Genomic DNA, 15,940 nt, shown 5'->3' on the forward strand with positions numbered 1-15,940 from the left:
AATAGAAATGAAAAACTTGTCAAAAGTAACAGCTCTTGCCCTGCTTATCTCTTTGGGTGGTTCTGTTGTTTCACCTACAGTTATGGCTAAGCCTAATTACGAAGAAATTGAAAAACGTAAAAAAGCTAAAACCAAAATAATGGGTGAGCGTACAGGTAAAAAAGTAGTTAAAGCATTTGATCTTTATAATGAAGAAGATATAGATGGTGCACTTGCTCTTTTACTTGAACTGAAACCTTCTAATGCATTTGATAAAGCAACAGTTAATTTTTACTTAGGGCAGTTAAATGCTCAAAAAGAAAATTATTCTGCAGCTGTTAAATACATGAAACTGGCTATTTCTGAAGATGTTCTTAACTTTAAAGACCAAGCTCAATCTATGAAATTGATGGGTGATTTGTATGCAGGTACTAAAAAATACAAAGAAGCTAAAGAAATTTACATGGATTGGATGGACTTTACAGGTGAAGAAGATGCCAATGTTTACATCCGAATTGCACAAGCTAACTATGAGCTTAAAGCATTTAAAGATGTAATTGCACCAGCAGATCGTGCCATTGCATTGGAAAAACCTGATGACCGTAAAAAAGCACCATATGATTTAAAAATCGGTGCTTTTTATGAGCTAAAAGACTACAAAAATGTAGTTAAAGTTGCTGAAACTGTACTTAAAACTTGGCCAGAAATGCCTAAGTCTTGGACTCAGTTAGGTAAATTTTACATGCAAGTTGAAGACTATAAAAAAGGTCTTTCAACCATGGAAATGGCTTATAAAAACGGTCACTTTGAAACAGAAGTTGATTATAAAATATTAACTAGCTTCTATTCTCTTAACGAAATCCCTTACAAAGCCGGTGCATTATTTGAAAAGGCAATGAAAGAAGATAAAGTTAAGCGTACTAAGCAAAATGTTATGGCGATGGCAAGTTACTTCCATCAGTCAAAAGAGATTGCTAAGGCTTCAAAGTACTACCAAGAAGCAGGTAAGTTTGATAACGATGCTGAATTGTATCGTAAATCAGGCGCGTTATTGCTACAGAGCGAGAAATTCTCACAATCTGTTAAAGCATTAAACAAAGCTCTTGAGTTAGGTTCTAAAAAGAAAGGTCGTATTTATGCTGATTTAGCTGATGCTTATTTCCAGCAAGAAAAATACAAGAAAGCTTATTCTGCAATTATGGAATCAGCTAAAGATCCTAAAACACGTAAATTTGCGAAAAGTTGGTCTTCTTTTATTAAAGAAAAAGCAGCACGTAAAGGCGTTAAGATCTAAAGTTAACTTTCGTTAACTCAAAAACCCTATTCATTTTTTGAATAGGGTTTTTTGTTTTTATAAACCTAAAAATGACTAATGCAGACCATGGATTGAATAGGCATTACACCCTTGAGACTCCGCTTCTTTTAGTGTACTGGCTGATTTAACAAATATATCTTCTAAAGGTATAAATATTTGTCGCACCTACAGTCAAATTGATTGATATAGATCTTAACTTAATGCGCTCTTCTATAGTGCTTTGTATTCGTTGAACAATATTATTTGTTCCTGATTAATAATCTATGCCATTGCCTGTTTAGTATTTCCATAAAATATGCTTGATTGTATAATCCTGTATCACCATCTCTAAATGATGCATTTTGAAAAAGAAAATATCATAGGCCACCCTTTAATTAACCCTCTTAAATAAGGTTAGATTAGCTTGAACAAAATTACTCAATTTTTAATAATTTTTTTATTACCTGTATTCGTTGCATGTAATGATGCAAACATACCGAAAAGCAAAAGTACTAAGGGTTCGATTGAACAATTGAAGGTATTAAATCATTTGTTATTACCATCTAATGTAGTGCTAAACCAAAGCATTGATTACCCATTTGATGAAACGTATTTAATGAAAAGGCATCAAATTTATACTGATTTATCCTTTTTTGAAATATCAAGTGGAACAGGTGCGAAAGCAGAGTTAAATTATTTGATGATACAACAGCGCTTTCCTGAGCGTTACTTTCCGTGGCCATCGGATATCAATGTGCTTGATACCGTGCTAACTCATACCTTAACGACACAAAACTCTGCTTTGTTATCAGATGCGACAATTTGGCTCAGGTTCGTTCAGACTAGATTAGAAGAGGCTACTAAGAGTAATATTAAACTTAATAAGATGGCGCATTCAGATTTAATCGCTCGAATTACATTAGTGAATGAGAAACTAAATAATTTAAATATTAAAGAAAGTACTGAACTGACAGAGTTTAGAAGTGCCTTAGAACAGCTAAAAACATATGTCTTAAAATATAAACCAAGAAACATGTTAGGGCTTCGACAATTACCAAATGGAGTTGATTGGTACCAGTCTAAGTTAAATTACTTCTTAGGTGGTGTTAAGGCGCCAGATGAATGGCTAATTACAATACAAAGTGCACTAAAAAGTTTGGATGGCGAAAATGTAGTAGCCATTGATAGAATGTCTGACGTTGCACTACAAAAACAATTAATTGAGGCCGGGTTTATACTACCGCAACCTTTATTGACAAGTTTAGTTTCACAATTTGGTATAGAGATTTTAAATTCAAAAGTAAACGGGCTAGACTGGCAGCAGGGTTATATCAATTACAATGAAATGTTTGAATCTTTATATGAAAAACCAGGGATCATAAACAGTAATTTTAAATTATTTTGGCTTACAATTGCTGAAATCGATTTAGGTATTCATTATCAAGGTTGGGGTTTAAAGCAAGCTGAGCATGTATTAAATAAACGTTTTGATTTAACTGAGGATGAAGTGGCTTCACTCATAGAGTATGTTGTATTTTATCCTGGTCAGATCATGTCAGGTGCAAAAGGTTTACTAAAAAACAAATAGTTGAATAAACGGGGTGCTCTGGGCTGTTTAATTTTTATGATATTAATTAAACAGCTGGTTTTTCAGCACAAGGCAGGCATTTTTGTTCTGTTGGGTCCTGTTCCAATTTTAATAGTGAAATTGCGTCTTCACAATCAGCGAAAATGCCATAAACGCCTTGCTCAAATTGACATAAAGCTGCTTCGACCTTGTTTAATTTAATTACTTTTTATTTAATGTCGGGTTAACGAATTATAGAAGGCAGTCTTATAACCTGAGTTTGATGTAAATCAATTAAATGACCTTTGCATGTTGTTTTAGCATATTTAAAACATCATCCTTTAATTTTAAGCGTTTTATATCATTAAATAAATCACTTGCTTGCGGGTATGTTAGCAATAAAAACCTCAACCACTGTTTCGTTCTAGAGGAAAAGTACTTTTCTTTTTTAGGTTCTTCATTGTGCATTGAAGAATTAATAATATAAACTAATATACTTTGCCAAGATAATTCAGAGTACTCTTGAGATAAATTAGCACAGTATATTTGCTTAGCCAGATCCGGTTTAGCTAATGCACCACGACCTAACATAACATCAACACAGCCACTTTTTAATTGGCACCTTTTATAATCATCTAAATTCCAAACTTCACCATTAGCAATAACTTGCATGGCGTGAGGTTTATCCATTAAAGGTTTTATTTTTTCCCAATATGCAGGAGGACGATAGCCGTCTTTTTTAGTTCTTGCATGAATAGTAATGGTATTAGCGCCGGCTTGATTAATTGCATCAAATATTTCTTGCGATAAAGTATCATCGTCAAAACCTAAGCGAATTTTAGCTGATACTTCATTGCTTAAAGGGACCGCTTCTCGTACTTTTTTTACTATTTCATATATATGCTCAGGTGTTTTTAATAATACTGCACCACCTTTACTTTTATTCACTGTTTTAGCTGGGCATCCAAAATTAAGATCGATACCGTGCGAACCAAGCTCTGATGCGACAATTGCATTTTCAGCTAAGTAATTTGCATCTTGGCCTAATAGCTGTACTCTAACTGGGGTGCCAGCTCTTGTTTTGCCTTTTGTAAGGAGTTCAGGACAATAACGATGATAAACTTTAGGTGATAATATTTGATCAACAATACGAACAAACTCTGTTACGCATAAATCGAAACCACCAATGTCAGTAAGTAGCTGTCGCATATTAAAATCAACTACACCTTCCATAGGTGCTAAAATCAGTTTCATAAAGGGATCTGAGTCAGAGAAATAAGGTTTAGGATTTTACAGATAACTGCCATTTTGATAAATGATTATTTGGTTTTGGTGTCATATTTAACAAAAATTAGAATAATTTAAAAATTTAATATAATTAATTTGAAATAAAATTATCTAAGACTAGGTCTTCATAAGTAATACAAATATTCGTGAAAGTAAATTTAAGTAAAAAGGGAAATCCAATATGAAAACATTAAATAAGAAATCTATCTCTCTAACATTAGGTGCTGTTGCTATTGGAGCTTCAAGCTTAGCGTCTGTGAACGCGCAAGCAAACCCTTTTGAAATGAAAACAATGTCCGCCGGATACCAAATTGTTTCTGCCGAAGGTAAATGTGGCGGCGATATGAAGAAAAAAGAAGGAAAATGTGGCGAAGGTAAGTGCGGTGGTGACATGAAGAAAGCCAAAAAAGAAGGAAAATGTGGTGAAGGTAAATGCGGCGGCGACATGAAAAAAGCCAAAAAAGAAGGAAAATGTGGTGAAGGTAAATGCGGCGGCGACATGAAAAAAGCTAAAAAAGAAGGCAAGTGTGGCGAAGGTAAATGCGGTGGCGACATGAAGAAAGCCAAAAAAGAAGGTAAATGTGGCGAAGGCAAGTGCGGTGGCGACATGAAAAAAGCTAAAAAAGAAGGCAAGTGTGGCGAAGGTAAATGCGGTGGCGACATGAAAAAAGCTAAAAAAGAAGGTAAGTGTGGCGAAGGTAAGTGTGGTTCACATAAATAAACTATATTTTTATTTTATACTGGCCAGTTTATCTGGCCATTTTTTTAGGTAAGTTTTATGAATAAGAATACACCTATATTAGGTTTAGCTGGGCTTGGTTTACGTAGAGAAATGCTAGATAAAATGATTGATAGTTATCCTTGTGATGTAGACTTTTTAGAGATAGCACCTGAAAATTGGTTAATCTTAGGCGGCGCTTTTAAAAAAAACCTTAAAAAACTGACTCAAAAACATAACTTTGTATGCCACGGATTATCGCTTTCAATTGGTTCTCCTGAGCCATTGGATATTGAGTTTGTAAAACAACTAAAACCTTTCTTTAAAGAACATAATATTAAACTTTATAGTGAACATTTAAGTTATTGTTCGGGTAAAGGTCATATGTATGATTTAATGCCGATCCCATTTACACAGGCAAGTGCTATCTATGTTTCGGATAGAATAAAACAAGTTCAAGATATTTTAGAGATGAAAATAGCCATTGAAAATGTCTCGTATTATGCTGCTCCTGGTCAGGAAATGTCAGAGATAGACTTTTTAAATCAAGTATTAGAATTATCAGATTGTGACTTATTACTTGATGTAAATAATATCTATGTTAATTCAATTAATCATAAATATAATGCGATTGAGTTTTTAAAAGCATTACCAACTAAACGCATTGCTTATGGTCATATTGCTGGTCATTATGATGAAGCAGATGATCTACTGGTTGATACTCATGGTGCCGATGTTATTGATCCAGTTTGGTCCTTATTAGAAAAAGCCTATGAATTCCATGGTGTATTTCCAACGTTATTAGAACGTGATTTTAATATCCCACCTATTACTGATTTATTAATAGAGATTAATAAAATAAAATCAATTCAACAAACATTTAATTCGCCATTACAGCCAAGTTCAGTTTTAAATACTGCTGACATTGTAAATAAAATAGAGCGGGTATAATTATGTCTCATTTTAAATACGTGCAAGCGCAATTTATGGCTCACATAAAAGACCCCGATCATATAGCACCTCCTTCTGATATAGAACCAAGAAGAATGGCTATTTATAGCGAGTTATTTTTCAACAATATTGAAGGTTTTATTGCTTCTGCTTTTCCTGTTCTAAAATCTTTATATGATGAAGATGATTGGCTGGCTTTAGTCAGAAAATTCTTTATTGAACATAATTGTAAAACACCATATTTTTTAGAAATTTCACAAGAGTTTATTGAGTATCTAAGTCACCAGTATCAAATGACAACACATGATCCGATATTTATGCTTGAGTTAGCACATTATGAGTGGGTAGAGCTAGATATCTCAATTAGAGATGAAAATGAGTCATATACAAACTTTGATCCTGATGATTTAGATATCACACCGTTATCTTTGTCTCATTTAGCTTGGTCTTTGAGCTATCAGTTTCCGGTACATACAATAAGCCCTGAAAATCAACCACAAAGCATACCTGAAGAACCTAGTTATATAATTGTTTTTAGAGACTTAGAAGACGAAGTGGGTTTTATTGCTATCAACGGCATGACCGCACTTATGTTGCAGATAATAAATGAAAACCCGAATATAAAGTTCGAAGCTTTATGTGAAACATTATACAGCCAAGTTCAATCGTTATCTTTAGATATAATAAAGCAAGGTGCTGTAAGTATATTAAGCGCGCTGATAGAGCAAGGCGTTTTAGTTACCCAAAAATAAATTATAATACTTTATTGATTATCAGAATTGCTCTATTATTGCGCGGCGTCTGTGTTTAATCAATAAAGGTAGTAAATAATGAGTCAGCAAGGTGAATTTAAAGACCCGTTTAATTTTAAATATTTTTTAGTTTTTCTAATTGTATTTGCTGGAGTGGGTTGTTTGAATGCAATTTTAGGATGGTATAAATTACTGTCTGTATAGTGCTATTTAATAACTGCTGTAGGTTGATTTAGCATGAATGTTTGCTAGTAAAAACTCAACCTACAGGGTTACTGTCTATTCAAATATATTTCAATATATTCAGTTACCTGTTCTTCTAAGCTTTCTTCAAATTGTGATTTTACTTGATTAAAGATTGCCAAATATGAAGAAACTTTTTCATTGCTTAAATTTCTTGTATTAATTTTGTATTCCCACTCAGGTAGCGTCTTATCAAATCTAGGCACAAACATATAGCTTGCATAGGGTAGTTCTGATATTTTTGAATTTGCAAATTCGCAAAAACCTTCAATCAAATCTATGCCTTTAGGACCTAGACATCCAGGCTCTAAGCGGAATAAAACATTCAATTTTTTTTCTTTTGGTAGCTCAGTCACAGTATCACCTATTTATTACTCTTTAATAGAGTAGCTTTTATCTGTTCAAAGTGAAACTGCCTGAGCCTGTTTTTAATTAATTTTTGGCTTGGTAATCAATCGCTGTTTCATGACCTAACTGTTTTAGGTATAGGGCCATGAACTGCCAACGAGTTTGAGCTTCAATAGATCCTGCTGGCGTTTTCATGGTATCAACTAGACCTTGCAACTTAACAAAGAAATGATCTATGCAATATTTTTTATCATCAAGAGGTCTATTTGCGCCAAAAGGGTCCTCAAAATGATAAAGCTGACTTTCCCATGTTGCACCTAACATTAAGCACCGAGACATGCCTACAGCGCCTAATGCATCTAATCGGTCAGCATCTTGTACAACTTTAGCTTCTAATGTTTTAGTTTCGATATTTGCTGAATAACTGTGAGCAGCAATGGCATGATGAATGGCGTCAAAATAATGTGCTGGATATTTTATTTCTGTTAGGTACTCAATGGCACGTTCAGCACTTAAAATAGAGCCTTTAGCACGAAGATTTGATTTTTTTGGCACATTGACACAATCATGTAACCAACAAGCAGGCAAAACGATATTTATGTCAGCGTTTTCTTTGTTAGCTAAAGCGATACCACTGGTAACAACTCTTTGTATATGCGCTATATCATGAGCTGGGTCTTGTTGCATTTGCTCAGTTACAAATGCTTTAAAATGCTTTTGCCAATGGATTAATTCAGCTTGATTCATCATTACTACCACTTACTTTTAAATACGATTTTTTAGGTTGGATTTTACGGCTAATATAAATTATTTAGTTTTATATAACTGAGAACTGCTTTGGGCAGTAGTTGATTGATTGAATTTGTTTCATTTAGATTATTTCTGATTTGAGTTGAGGCGATATTAAATTCAGGTGTATCTAAGAAGAAAGCTTTACCTGATTTTATCTCTTTTAAGTCACTTTGATGTGCTGTTGTTGCTTGATTTAAATAATCGAGCGTTTCTTGGCTTGGTGAAAACGTTTGTCCTGGTCTTTTACAAATAACTAAGTGGCAAAGTTGGGTGATTTCTTGCCAATGATACCAGCTACTTAAAGTATTTAGAGAGTCCATGCCAATTAAAAATAATATACTTTGATCTGGAAATTCTTGTTTTAACTCTCGTAAACTTAAAACCGAATAAGAGGCTCCTGTGCGTTTTAGCTCTCTATCATCTAAAGCAAAGAGGTTATTATCTTTGATAGCCAAGTTGACCATATGAGCGCGATGTTCAGCACTAATATTTGATAATGATTTGTGCGCAGGGGTTGCACAGGGCATAAAGAAGAGTTTATCTAGTTGAAGTTGCTTTACACATTGCTGTGCAATATTCAAATGACCTAAATGAATTGGATCAAATGTACCGCCAAAAATACCTATCATATTAGTCTTCTTTATAAATTGGCAAGGGAGCATTAAATGCTTGTGTAAAGCTGATGCCAATATGCGCCAATGCCTGCCAGGGCGATACAAGTGTGCCACTTTTAAAACCAGTATCAAATTGTGCCAGTAAAACTAAAATATGTTTTAGTTGTGAAAAAGGGATGCGATTTAATGCATTCTGGTATAGCGCTTGTTTGTTTTTCCACACATTATGCGCTTTAAATACTTGGTTAATATTTTCACCTGACTGCATTGCATTGCTCATTTCAAACAATTGTTGTGCGTCTCGGGTGATAGCCCAGCTAACACTGGCTACTTCATTATGATTGCTTTTTAGGTTGCTAATAATGTCTATAATGAGTTTTAAATTACCGTTTAGCAAGGCATCAGATAAATCAAAAATATCAAACTTAGATTGATTCCTTAATACGCTAATCAAATGCTCTTTGGTAATTGCATTGCTGCCGTAAAGTAATACCAATTTTTCAAGTTCTTGATGTGTCGCTAATAGGTTGCCTTGAGTTGACTCAAGTAAAAATTGTTTAGCTTGTTGATCAAGATCTAAAGATAAATTTTGGCATTGTTGATTTAGCCAAGTATTAAGATGATTAGCGGTGATTTCATAACAAGGTATAAATAAACCACCTTTGTCCAAGGCTTTAAACCATGCCGATCTCTGAATATCTTGTCCTGCTTTATTGCCTTTAATAATTACTATACAATCAGGGTTAATATGTTGGGCTAAAGATTTTAAGGCGTTTGAGCCTGTTTTTCCGGCTTTTTGATCGCCTAGTTCAATTTCAATAATACGTTTATCACTAAACAATGACAGACTATTATATTCTTGTGTAATTTCATTCCAATCAAACTGAGGTAAGATGCTAAATTTTAAAACTTCATCAAAGCCTTGTTTTTTTGCATTGTTTCGAATGTCATCAGTGCAGCTTTGTACTTGAAAGGGTTCTTCACCCATCACTAAGTAAAATGGGTTTAGCCCTTTATTTAATTGTGTTTTGAGTTGGTTAACATAACAGCGCACAACTAACGTACGCCATTATTTTTGATATTAAAGATCATAATTGAGAAAGCTCTCTCACTATTCTATGGCTTGCTTGCAATCTCATTTCAGTCAAAATAATATCTAATTCTTTTGCTTTTGCTAACGCTTTGTTTGGATCGTCCTGATAAGTACGGTAAAGCTCAAAGTTGTGTTTTACTGTATCTTGACCAGGGCGGAACACTTGATAAGCAACATGATAGGTAAGTTCATATTCTGCTACTTGGCCATTTTTAAATAAAGACAATGTACGTCTATCAAGTTTGTCTTTATTTAATACCAAGTGAGGACTATTAGCTTGTCTACCAATCGCATCTTCAGATAAATCTACGTTAGCATTTACCAGCTGTTTTTTAAGTTGACGATATAACGCAGAGTTTGCGTCATCGGCTGTCACTGTAAGGTATTTAAACTCCTGCGGTAAAACAGATGCCATTTTTAACTTAAAGCCACAGCCTGATAGCGCAACAGAGCATAGCAAAACTGCTATGATCTGTTTGTAATACGTTGTTACTTTATCAAAAAGCAAAGGCATATTAGTTAGCAACCACGTTTAAGATTTTACCTTTAATGTAAATTACTTTACGAATGGTTTTACCATCAATAAATTTATTTACAGTCGCATCTGCAAAAGCAGCCTTTTCAACTGATTCTTGATCAGCATCTGCAGCAACAGTCAGTTTTGCACGGACTTTACCGTTAACTTGCACTATGACTAATTTCTCATCTTCAACAAGTGCACTTTCATCAAATGTTGGCCAAGATGCATCAATCACATCGCCTTCAAACCCTAAAGTTTGCCATAACTGGTGGCTGATATGTGGTGTGATCGGCGAAAGCATAATAATCATTGCTGTTAATGCTTCGTTTGCTAAAGCGATATCTTGCTCATCAACTAAAGGCGCTTTATTTAACTTGTTTAATAATTCCATTACCGCAGCGATTGCTGTATTAAAAGTTTGACGACGGTTTAAATCATCAGTTACTTTTGCAATGGCTTTATGTAATTCACGACGCAGTGCTTTTTGATCATTTGTTAATGCATCTTTATTAAGTGTAGCGGTACCAGCAGCCTTAACATCGTATGCGTATTTCCAAACACGTTTTAAGAATCTATGAGAACCTTCAACACCTGAATCAGACCATTCTAGAGTTTGTTCTGGTGGAGCAGTAAACATCATAAATAAACGTACCGTATCAGCACCATATTGGTCGATTACAGTTTGTGGGTCGATACCATTATTTTTAGACTTAGACATTTTTGTTGTGCCTGCTGCAAAAACAGGTTCACCATCGTCTTTATGCCATGCTTTAGTGACACGACCTTTTTCATCTTTTTCGGTTTCAACATCGCTTGGTGCAATCCAAATATCGCCGCCTTTTTCATCTTTACGATAAAAAGTTTCAGCTAATACCATGCCTTGACATAATAAACGTTCGAAAGGTTCATCACAGTCAACTAAACCAAAGTCACGTAATAACTTATGGAAAAAACGAGAATATAATAAGTGTAAAATTGCGTGTTCAATACCGCCGATGTATTGGTTTACCGGCAACCAGTAGTTTGACTCTTTAGGGTTTAACATCGCTTCATCATTACGTGGGCTACAGTAACGCGCGTAATACCACGAAGATTCCATGAAAGTATCAAAAGTATCTGTTTCGTGGAAAACAGGCTCGCCGTTAATCTCTGATTTTGCCCACTCTGGATCTGCTTTAATTGGTGAAGTTACACCGTTCATTACAACATCTTCAGGTAAACGTACAGGTAGCATATCTTCAGGCGCAGCAATTGTTTGGCCATCTTCATCGCTTAACATTGGGATTGGAGAACCCCAGTAACGCTGACGACTTACACCCCAATCACGTAAACGGAAGTTAACTTTACGTTCACCACAGCCCATTTCAGTTACTTTATCAGCAATGGCATTAAATGCTTTTTCAAAATCTAGGCCATCAAATTCTGCAGAGTTAACTAAAGTGCCTTTTTCTGTGTATGCGCTTTCGCTTATGTCAGCTGTATTTTCTTCATTAGTGATCACTTGCTCTATATTTAAGCCGTAAGCAGTCGCGAACTCATAATCTCTTTGATCATGACCTGGTACTGCCATAACAGCACCTGAGCCGTAACCCATTAATACAAAGTTAGCGATCCAGATTGGAACTTGTTTACCCGTTAATGGATGAACAGCATAGAAACCCGTTGCAATGCCTTTTTTCTCCATCGTGGCCATATCAGCTTCAGCAACTTTGGTGTTCTTACATTCTTCGTTGAATGCAGCAATATCAGCGTTATTTTTAGCTGCTTCAATTGCAATTGGGTGACCTGCTGCAACAGCAACATATGTTACACCCATAATCGTATCTGGACGTGTTGTGTAGATAGAAAGGTCTTCATTAGTATCAGCACGTTTAAATGTGATATCTAATCCTTCTGAACGACCGATCCAGTTACGTTGCATGGTTTTAACTTGCTCAGGCCATTCATCTAACTTATCTAAATCGTCTAATAATTCTTGTGCGTAGTCAGTGATTTTAATGAACCATTGTGGGATTTCTTTTTGTTCAACTACCGCACCTGAACGCCAACCTTTACCGTCAATTACTTGCTCATTAGCAAGTACAGTTTGGTCTACTGGATCCCAGTTAACCGTTGACATTTTTTTGTACACTAAGCCTTTTTCATACAATTTAGTGAAAAACCATTGTTCCCATTTGTAGTAATCTGGATGACAAGTTGCAATTTCACGATCCCAATCATAACCAAAACCTAAACGTTTTAGTTGATCGCGCATATAATTGATATTTTCGTAAGTCCATTTTGCAGGCGCAGTATTGTTTTTGATTGCAGCATTTTCAGCAGGTAAACCAAATCCATCCCAACCCATAGGCTGCATTACATTTTTACCTTGTAGGCGTTGGAAGCGTGAAACAACATCACCAATAGTGTAGTTACGCACGTGACCCATGTGTAGTCGACCACTTGGGTATGGGAACATAGATAAACAGTAAAACTTTTCTTTATCTTCTTGCTCAGTTACTTTAAAAACTTTGTTTTTGTCCCAGTACGATTGTACTTTTGACTCTATATCTTGCGGGGTATATTGCTCTTGCATTTACAATTCCAAACTTATTGCAAAAAATCACTAAAAAATTACTGCTAGGATAACCTAAAATTGCATTGGTTTGAATAAATAGTACGGGTTTAATGGTCACTAAATAAATTTTTATTAAAAATCACTCATAACTGTCTGAAATTTCCTATACTTATTACTAATTAACATCTTCAGTTGGTGAACTCATGGATAAGCAAGATAGTTATTTTGATTGGATTAACGACCTCCATGCGTGGTTGAAAGATGTTGAGCATAATGAAATGAAACATTTAATTGAAAATTTAATGCAAGGGGAACAAAAGCTAAAAGCGTTTAAACATACAAGTGAGAAGCAACTGTCTATTTACCAAAAAAACTTGTTACTCGACTTATCTCATTACCAACAAAATCAATCTCAATACAATGACCTAGCTTTACAAGAATTTAAAGAAACAATTTGGTGTGAATTAGCTGTTATTGCTGATAAATCACAACTTGAATGGCAATCCTTATTGGAAGACTTTAAACATAATGGAGAATATCATCAAGGACAATGGATAGGCTTTGGAGAGCTTGTTTGCAAGGAATGTGGTGATATTACGCATAGCTTTCATCCGACTCAAATATCGGCTTGTAATGAGTGCGGTGGGATCTATTTTACTAGACAAGCTTTATCGCCCTAATTCCTTTCAAACAAAACCTTATAAAAATCAAAGTTCTTTAACTGCCTATGATAAGCTTATGAAATAACAAGCCCAGTAGAGGTAAAGTAAGGGATGAATAAAGAAAATAATGCATTAAGCCCAATGGCACTGGCACCAAAAATTGATATGGCGCATGTGAGTAATTGCATGACGATACCTTATCCTGAGTCATTGAACTTCATTGGTCAAAATCGCGCACAAACCGCAATTGATTTTGCTTTAGGCATGGAAATGCCGGGCTATAACTTATATGTCATGGGGGAGGCTGCATTAGGTCGTTTCTCTATTGTTAAAGATAAATTGACGCAACATAGCAAAACAAGAAAAACCCCATTAGAGTGGCTTTACGTTAATAATTATGATGATCACCGTGAGCCTATCTCTATTTGCTTGCAACCTGGTGAGGGTAAAGTTTTTTGTGATGATATAGATTCGTTAATTGATGAAATTATGGATACTTTTCCTGCGGCTTTTGATAACCCTGGATTTCAGCGTAAGAAAAAAGCAATCGATCGCGCATTTAATACCAAATACGACTCAGCGATTGATAAAGTTGAAATTGTTGCTGCTGAGCATAGCATTGCATTATTCGAAGAAAATGATGTATTAAGTTTTGCCCCAGTTGTAGATGGCAAACAACTTGATGATGCGGAATTCTCGGTTTTAAGTGATGATCAAAAACAATATTTCTATGAAGTGATCTCAAAATTAGAAGATGCATTAATTGATGCATTAATTGAATTACCGCGCTGGAAAAGAGAATCATCAGAAAAACTAAGAGAGCTAAAAAAATCAACTGCTGAGCAAGCGATTAAACCACTTTTAAAAGAGCTTGAGTTTAAATATGCGGCACAAATAGGCATTTTAAAATATTTAAAAGAGATCAAAGATGAGCTAATTGATACCGTTTTAGAATGGTTAGATGTTGAAAATGATGAAAACAACAAAGATGATTTAGATAAACGCGGTATGTTAACTGATTATTTTGCACCTAATCAGATTGTAGATTATAAAGAGGGTGATGCAGCGCCTGTTATTTATGAACCAAACCCGACATTAGGCAATATATTTGGTAAGGCGGAATATGGCTCACATCAGGGGTCGATATTAACCAGTTACCGCACCATTCAATCTGGCGCATTGCATAAAGCTAATGGCGGGTATTTAATTGTTGATGCCGAAAAAGTTATGGCAAACCCGCAAGTATGGGATGCGTTAAAACTGTCTTTAAAAACACATCAAATTAAAAATGATTGTTTAGTACAAGATGGTGGTGCAGGAGGTGGTTCTTTAAAACCTCAACTCATTCCACTTGATGTTAAAATTATATTTTTAGGTTCTCGTGAACTTTATTATTTAATGCAAGAATACGATGAAGAGTTTAATGAACAGTTTCGTGTTTTAGCTGATTTTGAATTTTTCATTCCTGGCAGTGATAAATTTCAATATCAATTCATTACAAAAGTGCAAGAGCATGCCTCTAAAGCGTTAGAATTAGATTTAACTGATGAAGCGATCGCACAACTTCTATACTTTAGTTACAGACAAGCTGAGCATCAAACTAAACTGAGTGCGAGATTTGCTGATATTTTAGAACTGCTAAATGAATCTAGCTATTACGCAAAACAAGATTTAAGTCAGATCATAGAAGCAAATCACATTACGGAAGCCCTTGCCGGCAAGCAATATCGCACAGGACAAATGAGTGAAAGCATGCTCTCTGATATTAAAGAGGGTCATACGCTCATTGATACCCAAGGTGAAGCCATTGGTAAAGTAAATGGTTTAACTGTGCTGCATGTAGGTGATACGAGCTTTGGAAGCCCAGCTAGGATCACTGCAACTGTATATGCAGGATCTGAAGGTGTACTTGATATCGAAAGGGAAGCTGAACTAGGTAAAGCAATACATACAAAAGGTGTGATGCTGCTAACGGGTTACTTAGGCAATAAATACGCTCAAGATTTCGCGCTTACTCTAAGCTCTAGTATTGCCATAGAGCAAAGCTATGGTTATATCGATGGTGATAGTGCGTCATTAGCTGAATTATGTGCCCTTATTTCGGCAATTACACGTTTACCAATAGATCAATCACTCGCATTAACGGGGTCGATTAATCAGCATGGTGAAGTACAGGCAATTGGTGGGGTAAACGAAAAAATAGAAGGTTTCTTCAAACTTTGTAAAATGCGTGGTTTAACGGGTAAACAAGGTGTGATGATCCCGCATTCAAATCGTTTAAACTTAGTATTGAATGAAGAAGTGCGCACTGCAGTGTCTAATGGACATTTCCATGTATATACAGTGAAAACAGTTGATGAAGCGTTAGAAATTTTGTTGAATAAACCGGCTGGTACATTAACAAATAAAGGCACGTACGCTAAAGGCACGATTAATCAAATTGCATTGCAAAGATTAAGCGCGATTTCTGAAGTGGTAAATGGTGCTGATTCTGAATAATAGTAAGTAAATTAAGACTAAAGTAGAAAAGCCAGCGAGTATTTATTTAAAACTCGCTGGCTTT

At 35.2% G+C, this 15,940-nt stretch carries 14 protein-coding genes; 7 read left to right on the top strand and 7 right to left on the bottom strand.

Annotated features, from left to right (window positions below):
* The first annotated feature begins 7 nt into the window (after nucleotides 1-7).
* Complete coding sequence (locus tag PSA_RS07615; RefSeq protein WP_042145847.1) at nucleotides 8-1,273, top strand: tetratricopeptide repeat protein; 1,266 nt, start codon at nucleotides 8-10, stop codon at nucleotides 1,271-1,273.
* 424 nt (nucleotides 1,274-1,697) lie between these two features.
* A complete protein-coding gene (locus PSA_RS07620; protein ID WP_042145845.1) occupies nucleotides 1,698-2,861 on the top strand; it encodes a hypothetical protein in 1,164 nt (387 codons plus the stop codon).
* A gap of 273 nt (nucleotides 2,862-3,134) precedes the next feature.
* Here PSA_RS07620 and PSA_RS07625 read toward each other — a convergent pair whose 3' ends face one another.
* The gene (locus PSA_RS07625; protein WP_042145842.1) at nucleotides 3,135-4,094 is read right to left on the bottom strand and encodes a tRNA-dihydrouridine synthase; all 960 of its coding nucleotides are present in this window, start codon (nucleotides 4,092-4,094) and stop codon (nucleotides 3,135-3,137) included.
* A 214-nt stretch (nucleotides 4,095-4,308) separates the two neighbouring features.
* On the opposite strand from PSA_RS07625, the gene PSA_RS07630 reads away from it, so the two are divergent.
* The 3 genes from PSA_RS07630 to PSA_RS07640 are packed head-to-tail and all read left to right on the top strand — an operon-like array spanning nucleotide 4,309 to nucleotide 6,548.
* Nucleotides 4,309-4,848, top strand: a complete 540-nt coding sequence (locus PSA_RS07630; protein ID WP_042145841.1) for a hypothetical protein — start codon at nucleotides 4,309-4,311, stop codon at nucleotides 4,846-4,848.
* A gap of 57 nt (nucleotides 4,849-4,905) precedes the next feature.
* Complete coding sequence (locus PSA_RS07635; RefSeq protein ID WP_042145838.1) at nucleotides 4,906-5,796, top strand: DUF692 domain-containing protein; 891 nt, start codon at nucleotides 4,906-4,908, stop codon at nucleotides 5,794-5,796.
* A 2-nt stretch (nucleotides 5,797-5,798) separates the two neighbouring features.
* Nucleotides 5,799-6,548: a DUF2063 domain-containing protein gene (locus tag PSA_RS07640; protein WP_042145836.1), complete on the top strand. Its 750-nt coding sequence runs from the start codon at nucleotides 5,799-5,801 to the stop codon at nucleotides 6,546-6,548.
* Nucleotides 6,549-6,820: 272 nt separating this feature from the next.
* Here PSA_RS07640 and PSA_RS07645 read toward each other — a convergent pair whose 3' ends face one another.
* The 6 genes from PSA_RS07645 to leuS all read right to left on the bottom strand — a co-directional run bounded on the left by PSA_RS07645 (nucleotide 6,821) and on the right by leuS (nucleotide 12,733).
* On the bottom strand, nucleotides 6,821-7,147 hold the full coding sequence (locus tag PSA_RS07645; protein ID WP_042145834.1) for a hypothetical protein: 327 nt from the start codon (nucleotides 7,145-7,147) through the stop codon (nucleotides 6,821-6,823).
* 76 nt (nucleotides 7,148-7,223) lie between these two features.
* On the bottom strand, nucleotides 7,224-7,889 hold the full coding sequence (locus tag PSA_RS07650; RefSeq protein ID WP_231665230.1) for an HD domain-containing protein: 666 nt from the start codon (nucleotides 7,887-7,889) through the stop codon (nucleotides 7,224-7,226).
* Nucleotides 7,890-7,936: 47 nt separating this feature from the next.
* A complete protein-coding gene (gene nadD / locus PSA_RS07655) occupies nucleotides 7,937-8,560 on the bottom strand; it encodes a nicotinate-nucleotide adenylyltransferase (RefSeq protein WP_042145830.1) in 624 nt (207 codons plus the stop codon).
* Nucleotide 8,561: 1 nt separating this feature from the next.
* Nucleotides 8,562-9,599 (bottom strand): DNA polymerase III subunit delta, encoded by a 1,038-nt coding sequence (gene holA, locus PSA_RS07660; RefSeq protein WP_042145828.1) that lies wholly within the window; start codon nucleotides 9,597-9,599, stop codon nucleotides 8,562-8,564.
* A gap of 34 nt (nucleotides 9,600-9,633) precedes the next feature.
* Nucleotides 9,634-10,152 (bottom strand): LPS assembly lipoprotein LptE, encoded by a 519-nt coding sequence (lptE, locus tag PSA_RS07665; protein WP_042145826.1) that lies wholly within the window; start codon nucleotides 10,150-10,152, stop codon nucleotides 9,634-9,636.
* A 1-nt stretch (nucleotide 10,153) separates the two neighbouring features.
* Entirely contained in the window at nucleotides 10,154-12,733 is a 2,580-nt protein-coding gene (gene leuS, locus PSA_RS07670; RefSeq protein WP_042145823.1) for a leucine--tRNA ligase, read from the bottom strand.
* Between the two features lie 185 nt (nucleotides 12,734-12,918).
* On the opposite strand from leuS, the gene PSA_RS07675 reads away from it, so the two are divergent.
* Entirely contained in the window at nucleotides 12,919-13,395 is a 477-nt protein-coding gene (locus PSA_RS07675; RefSeq protein WP_042145820.1) for a hypothetical protein, read from the top strand.
* Between the two features lie 93 nt (nucleotides 13,396-13,488).
* Nucleotides 13,489-15,876 (top strand): Lon protease family protein, encoded by a 2,388-nt coding sequence (locus tag PSA_RS07680; protein ID WP_042145816.1) that lies wholly within the window; start codon nucleotides 13,489-13,491, stop codon nucleotides 15,874-15,876.
* Nucleotides 15,877-15,940 lie beyond the last annotated feature (64 nt).

Origin of the sequence: Pseudoalteromonas sp. '520P1 No. 423', assembly GCF_001269985.1 — a bacterium.
Taxonomy (GTDB): Bacteria; Pseudomonadota; Gammaproteobacteria; order Enterobacterales; family Alteromonadaceae; genus Pseudoalteromonas.

Coding starts and splice junctions, on each gene's coding strand:
- lptE (WP_042145826.1), bottom strand. CDS start 10,152: ATGCCTTTGCTTTTTGATAAAGTAACAACGTATTACAAACAGATCATA.
- PSA_RS07640 (WP_042145836.1), top strand. CDS start 5,799: ATGTCTCATTTTAAATACGTGCAAGCGCAATTTATGGCTCACATAAAA.
- PSA_RS07635 (WP_042145838.1), top strand. CDS start 4,906: ATGAATAAGAATACACCTATATTAGGTTTAGCTGGGCTTGGTTTACGT.
- PSA_RS07630 (WP_042145841.1), top strand. CDS start 4,309: ATGAAAACATTAAATAAGAAATCTATCTCTCTAACATTAGGTGCTGTT.
- PSA_RS07650 (WP_231665230.1), bottom strand. CDS start 7,889: ATGATGAATCAAGCTGAATTAATCCATTGGCAAAAGCATTTTAAAGCA.
- nadD (WP_042145830.1), bottom strand. CDS start 8,560: ATGATAGGTATTTTTGGCGGTACATTTGATCCAATTCATTTAGGTCAT.
- PSA_RS07675 (WP_042145820.1), top strand. CDS start 12,919: ATGGATAAGCAAGATAGTTATTTTGATTGGATTAACGACCTCCATGCG.
- PSA_RS07625 (WP_042145842.1), bottom strand. CDS start 4,094: ATGAAACTGATTTTAGCACCTATGGAAGGTGTAGTTGATTTTAATATG.
- PSA_RS07615 (WP_042145847.1), top strand. CDS start 8: ATGAAAAACTTGTCAAAAGTAACAGCTCTTGCCCTGCTTATCTCTTTG.
- PSA_RS07680 (WP_042145816.1), top strand. CDS start 13,489: ATGAATAAAGAAAATAATGCATTAAGCCCAATGGCACTGGCACCAAAA.
- leuS (WP_042145823.1), bottom strand. CDS start 12,733: ATGCAAGAGCAATATACCCCGCAAGATATAGAGTCAAAAGTACAATCG.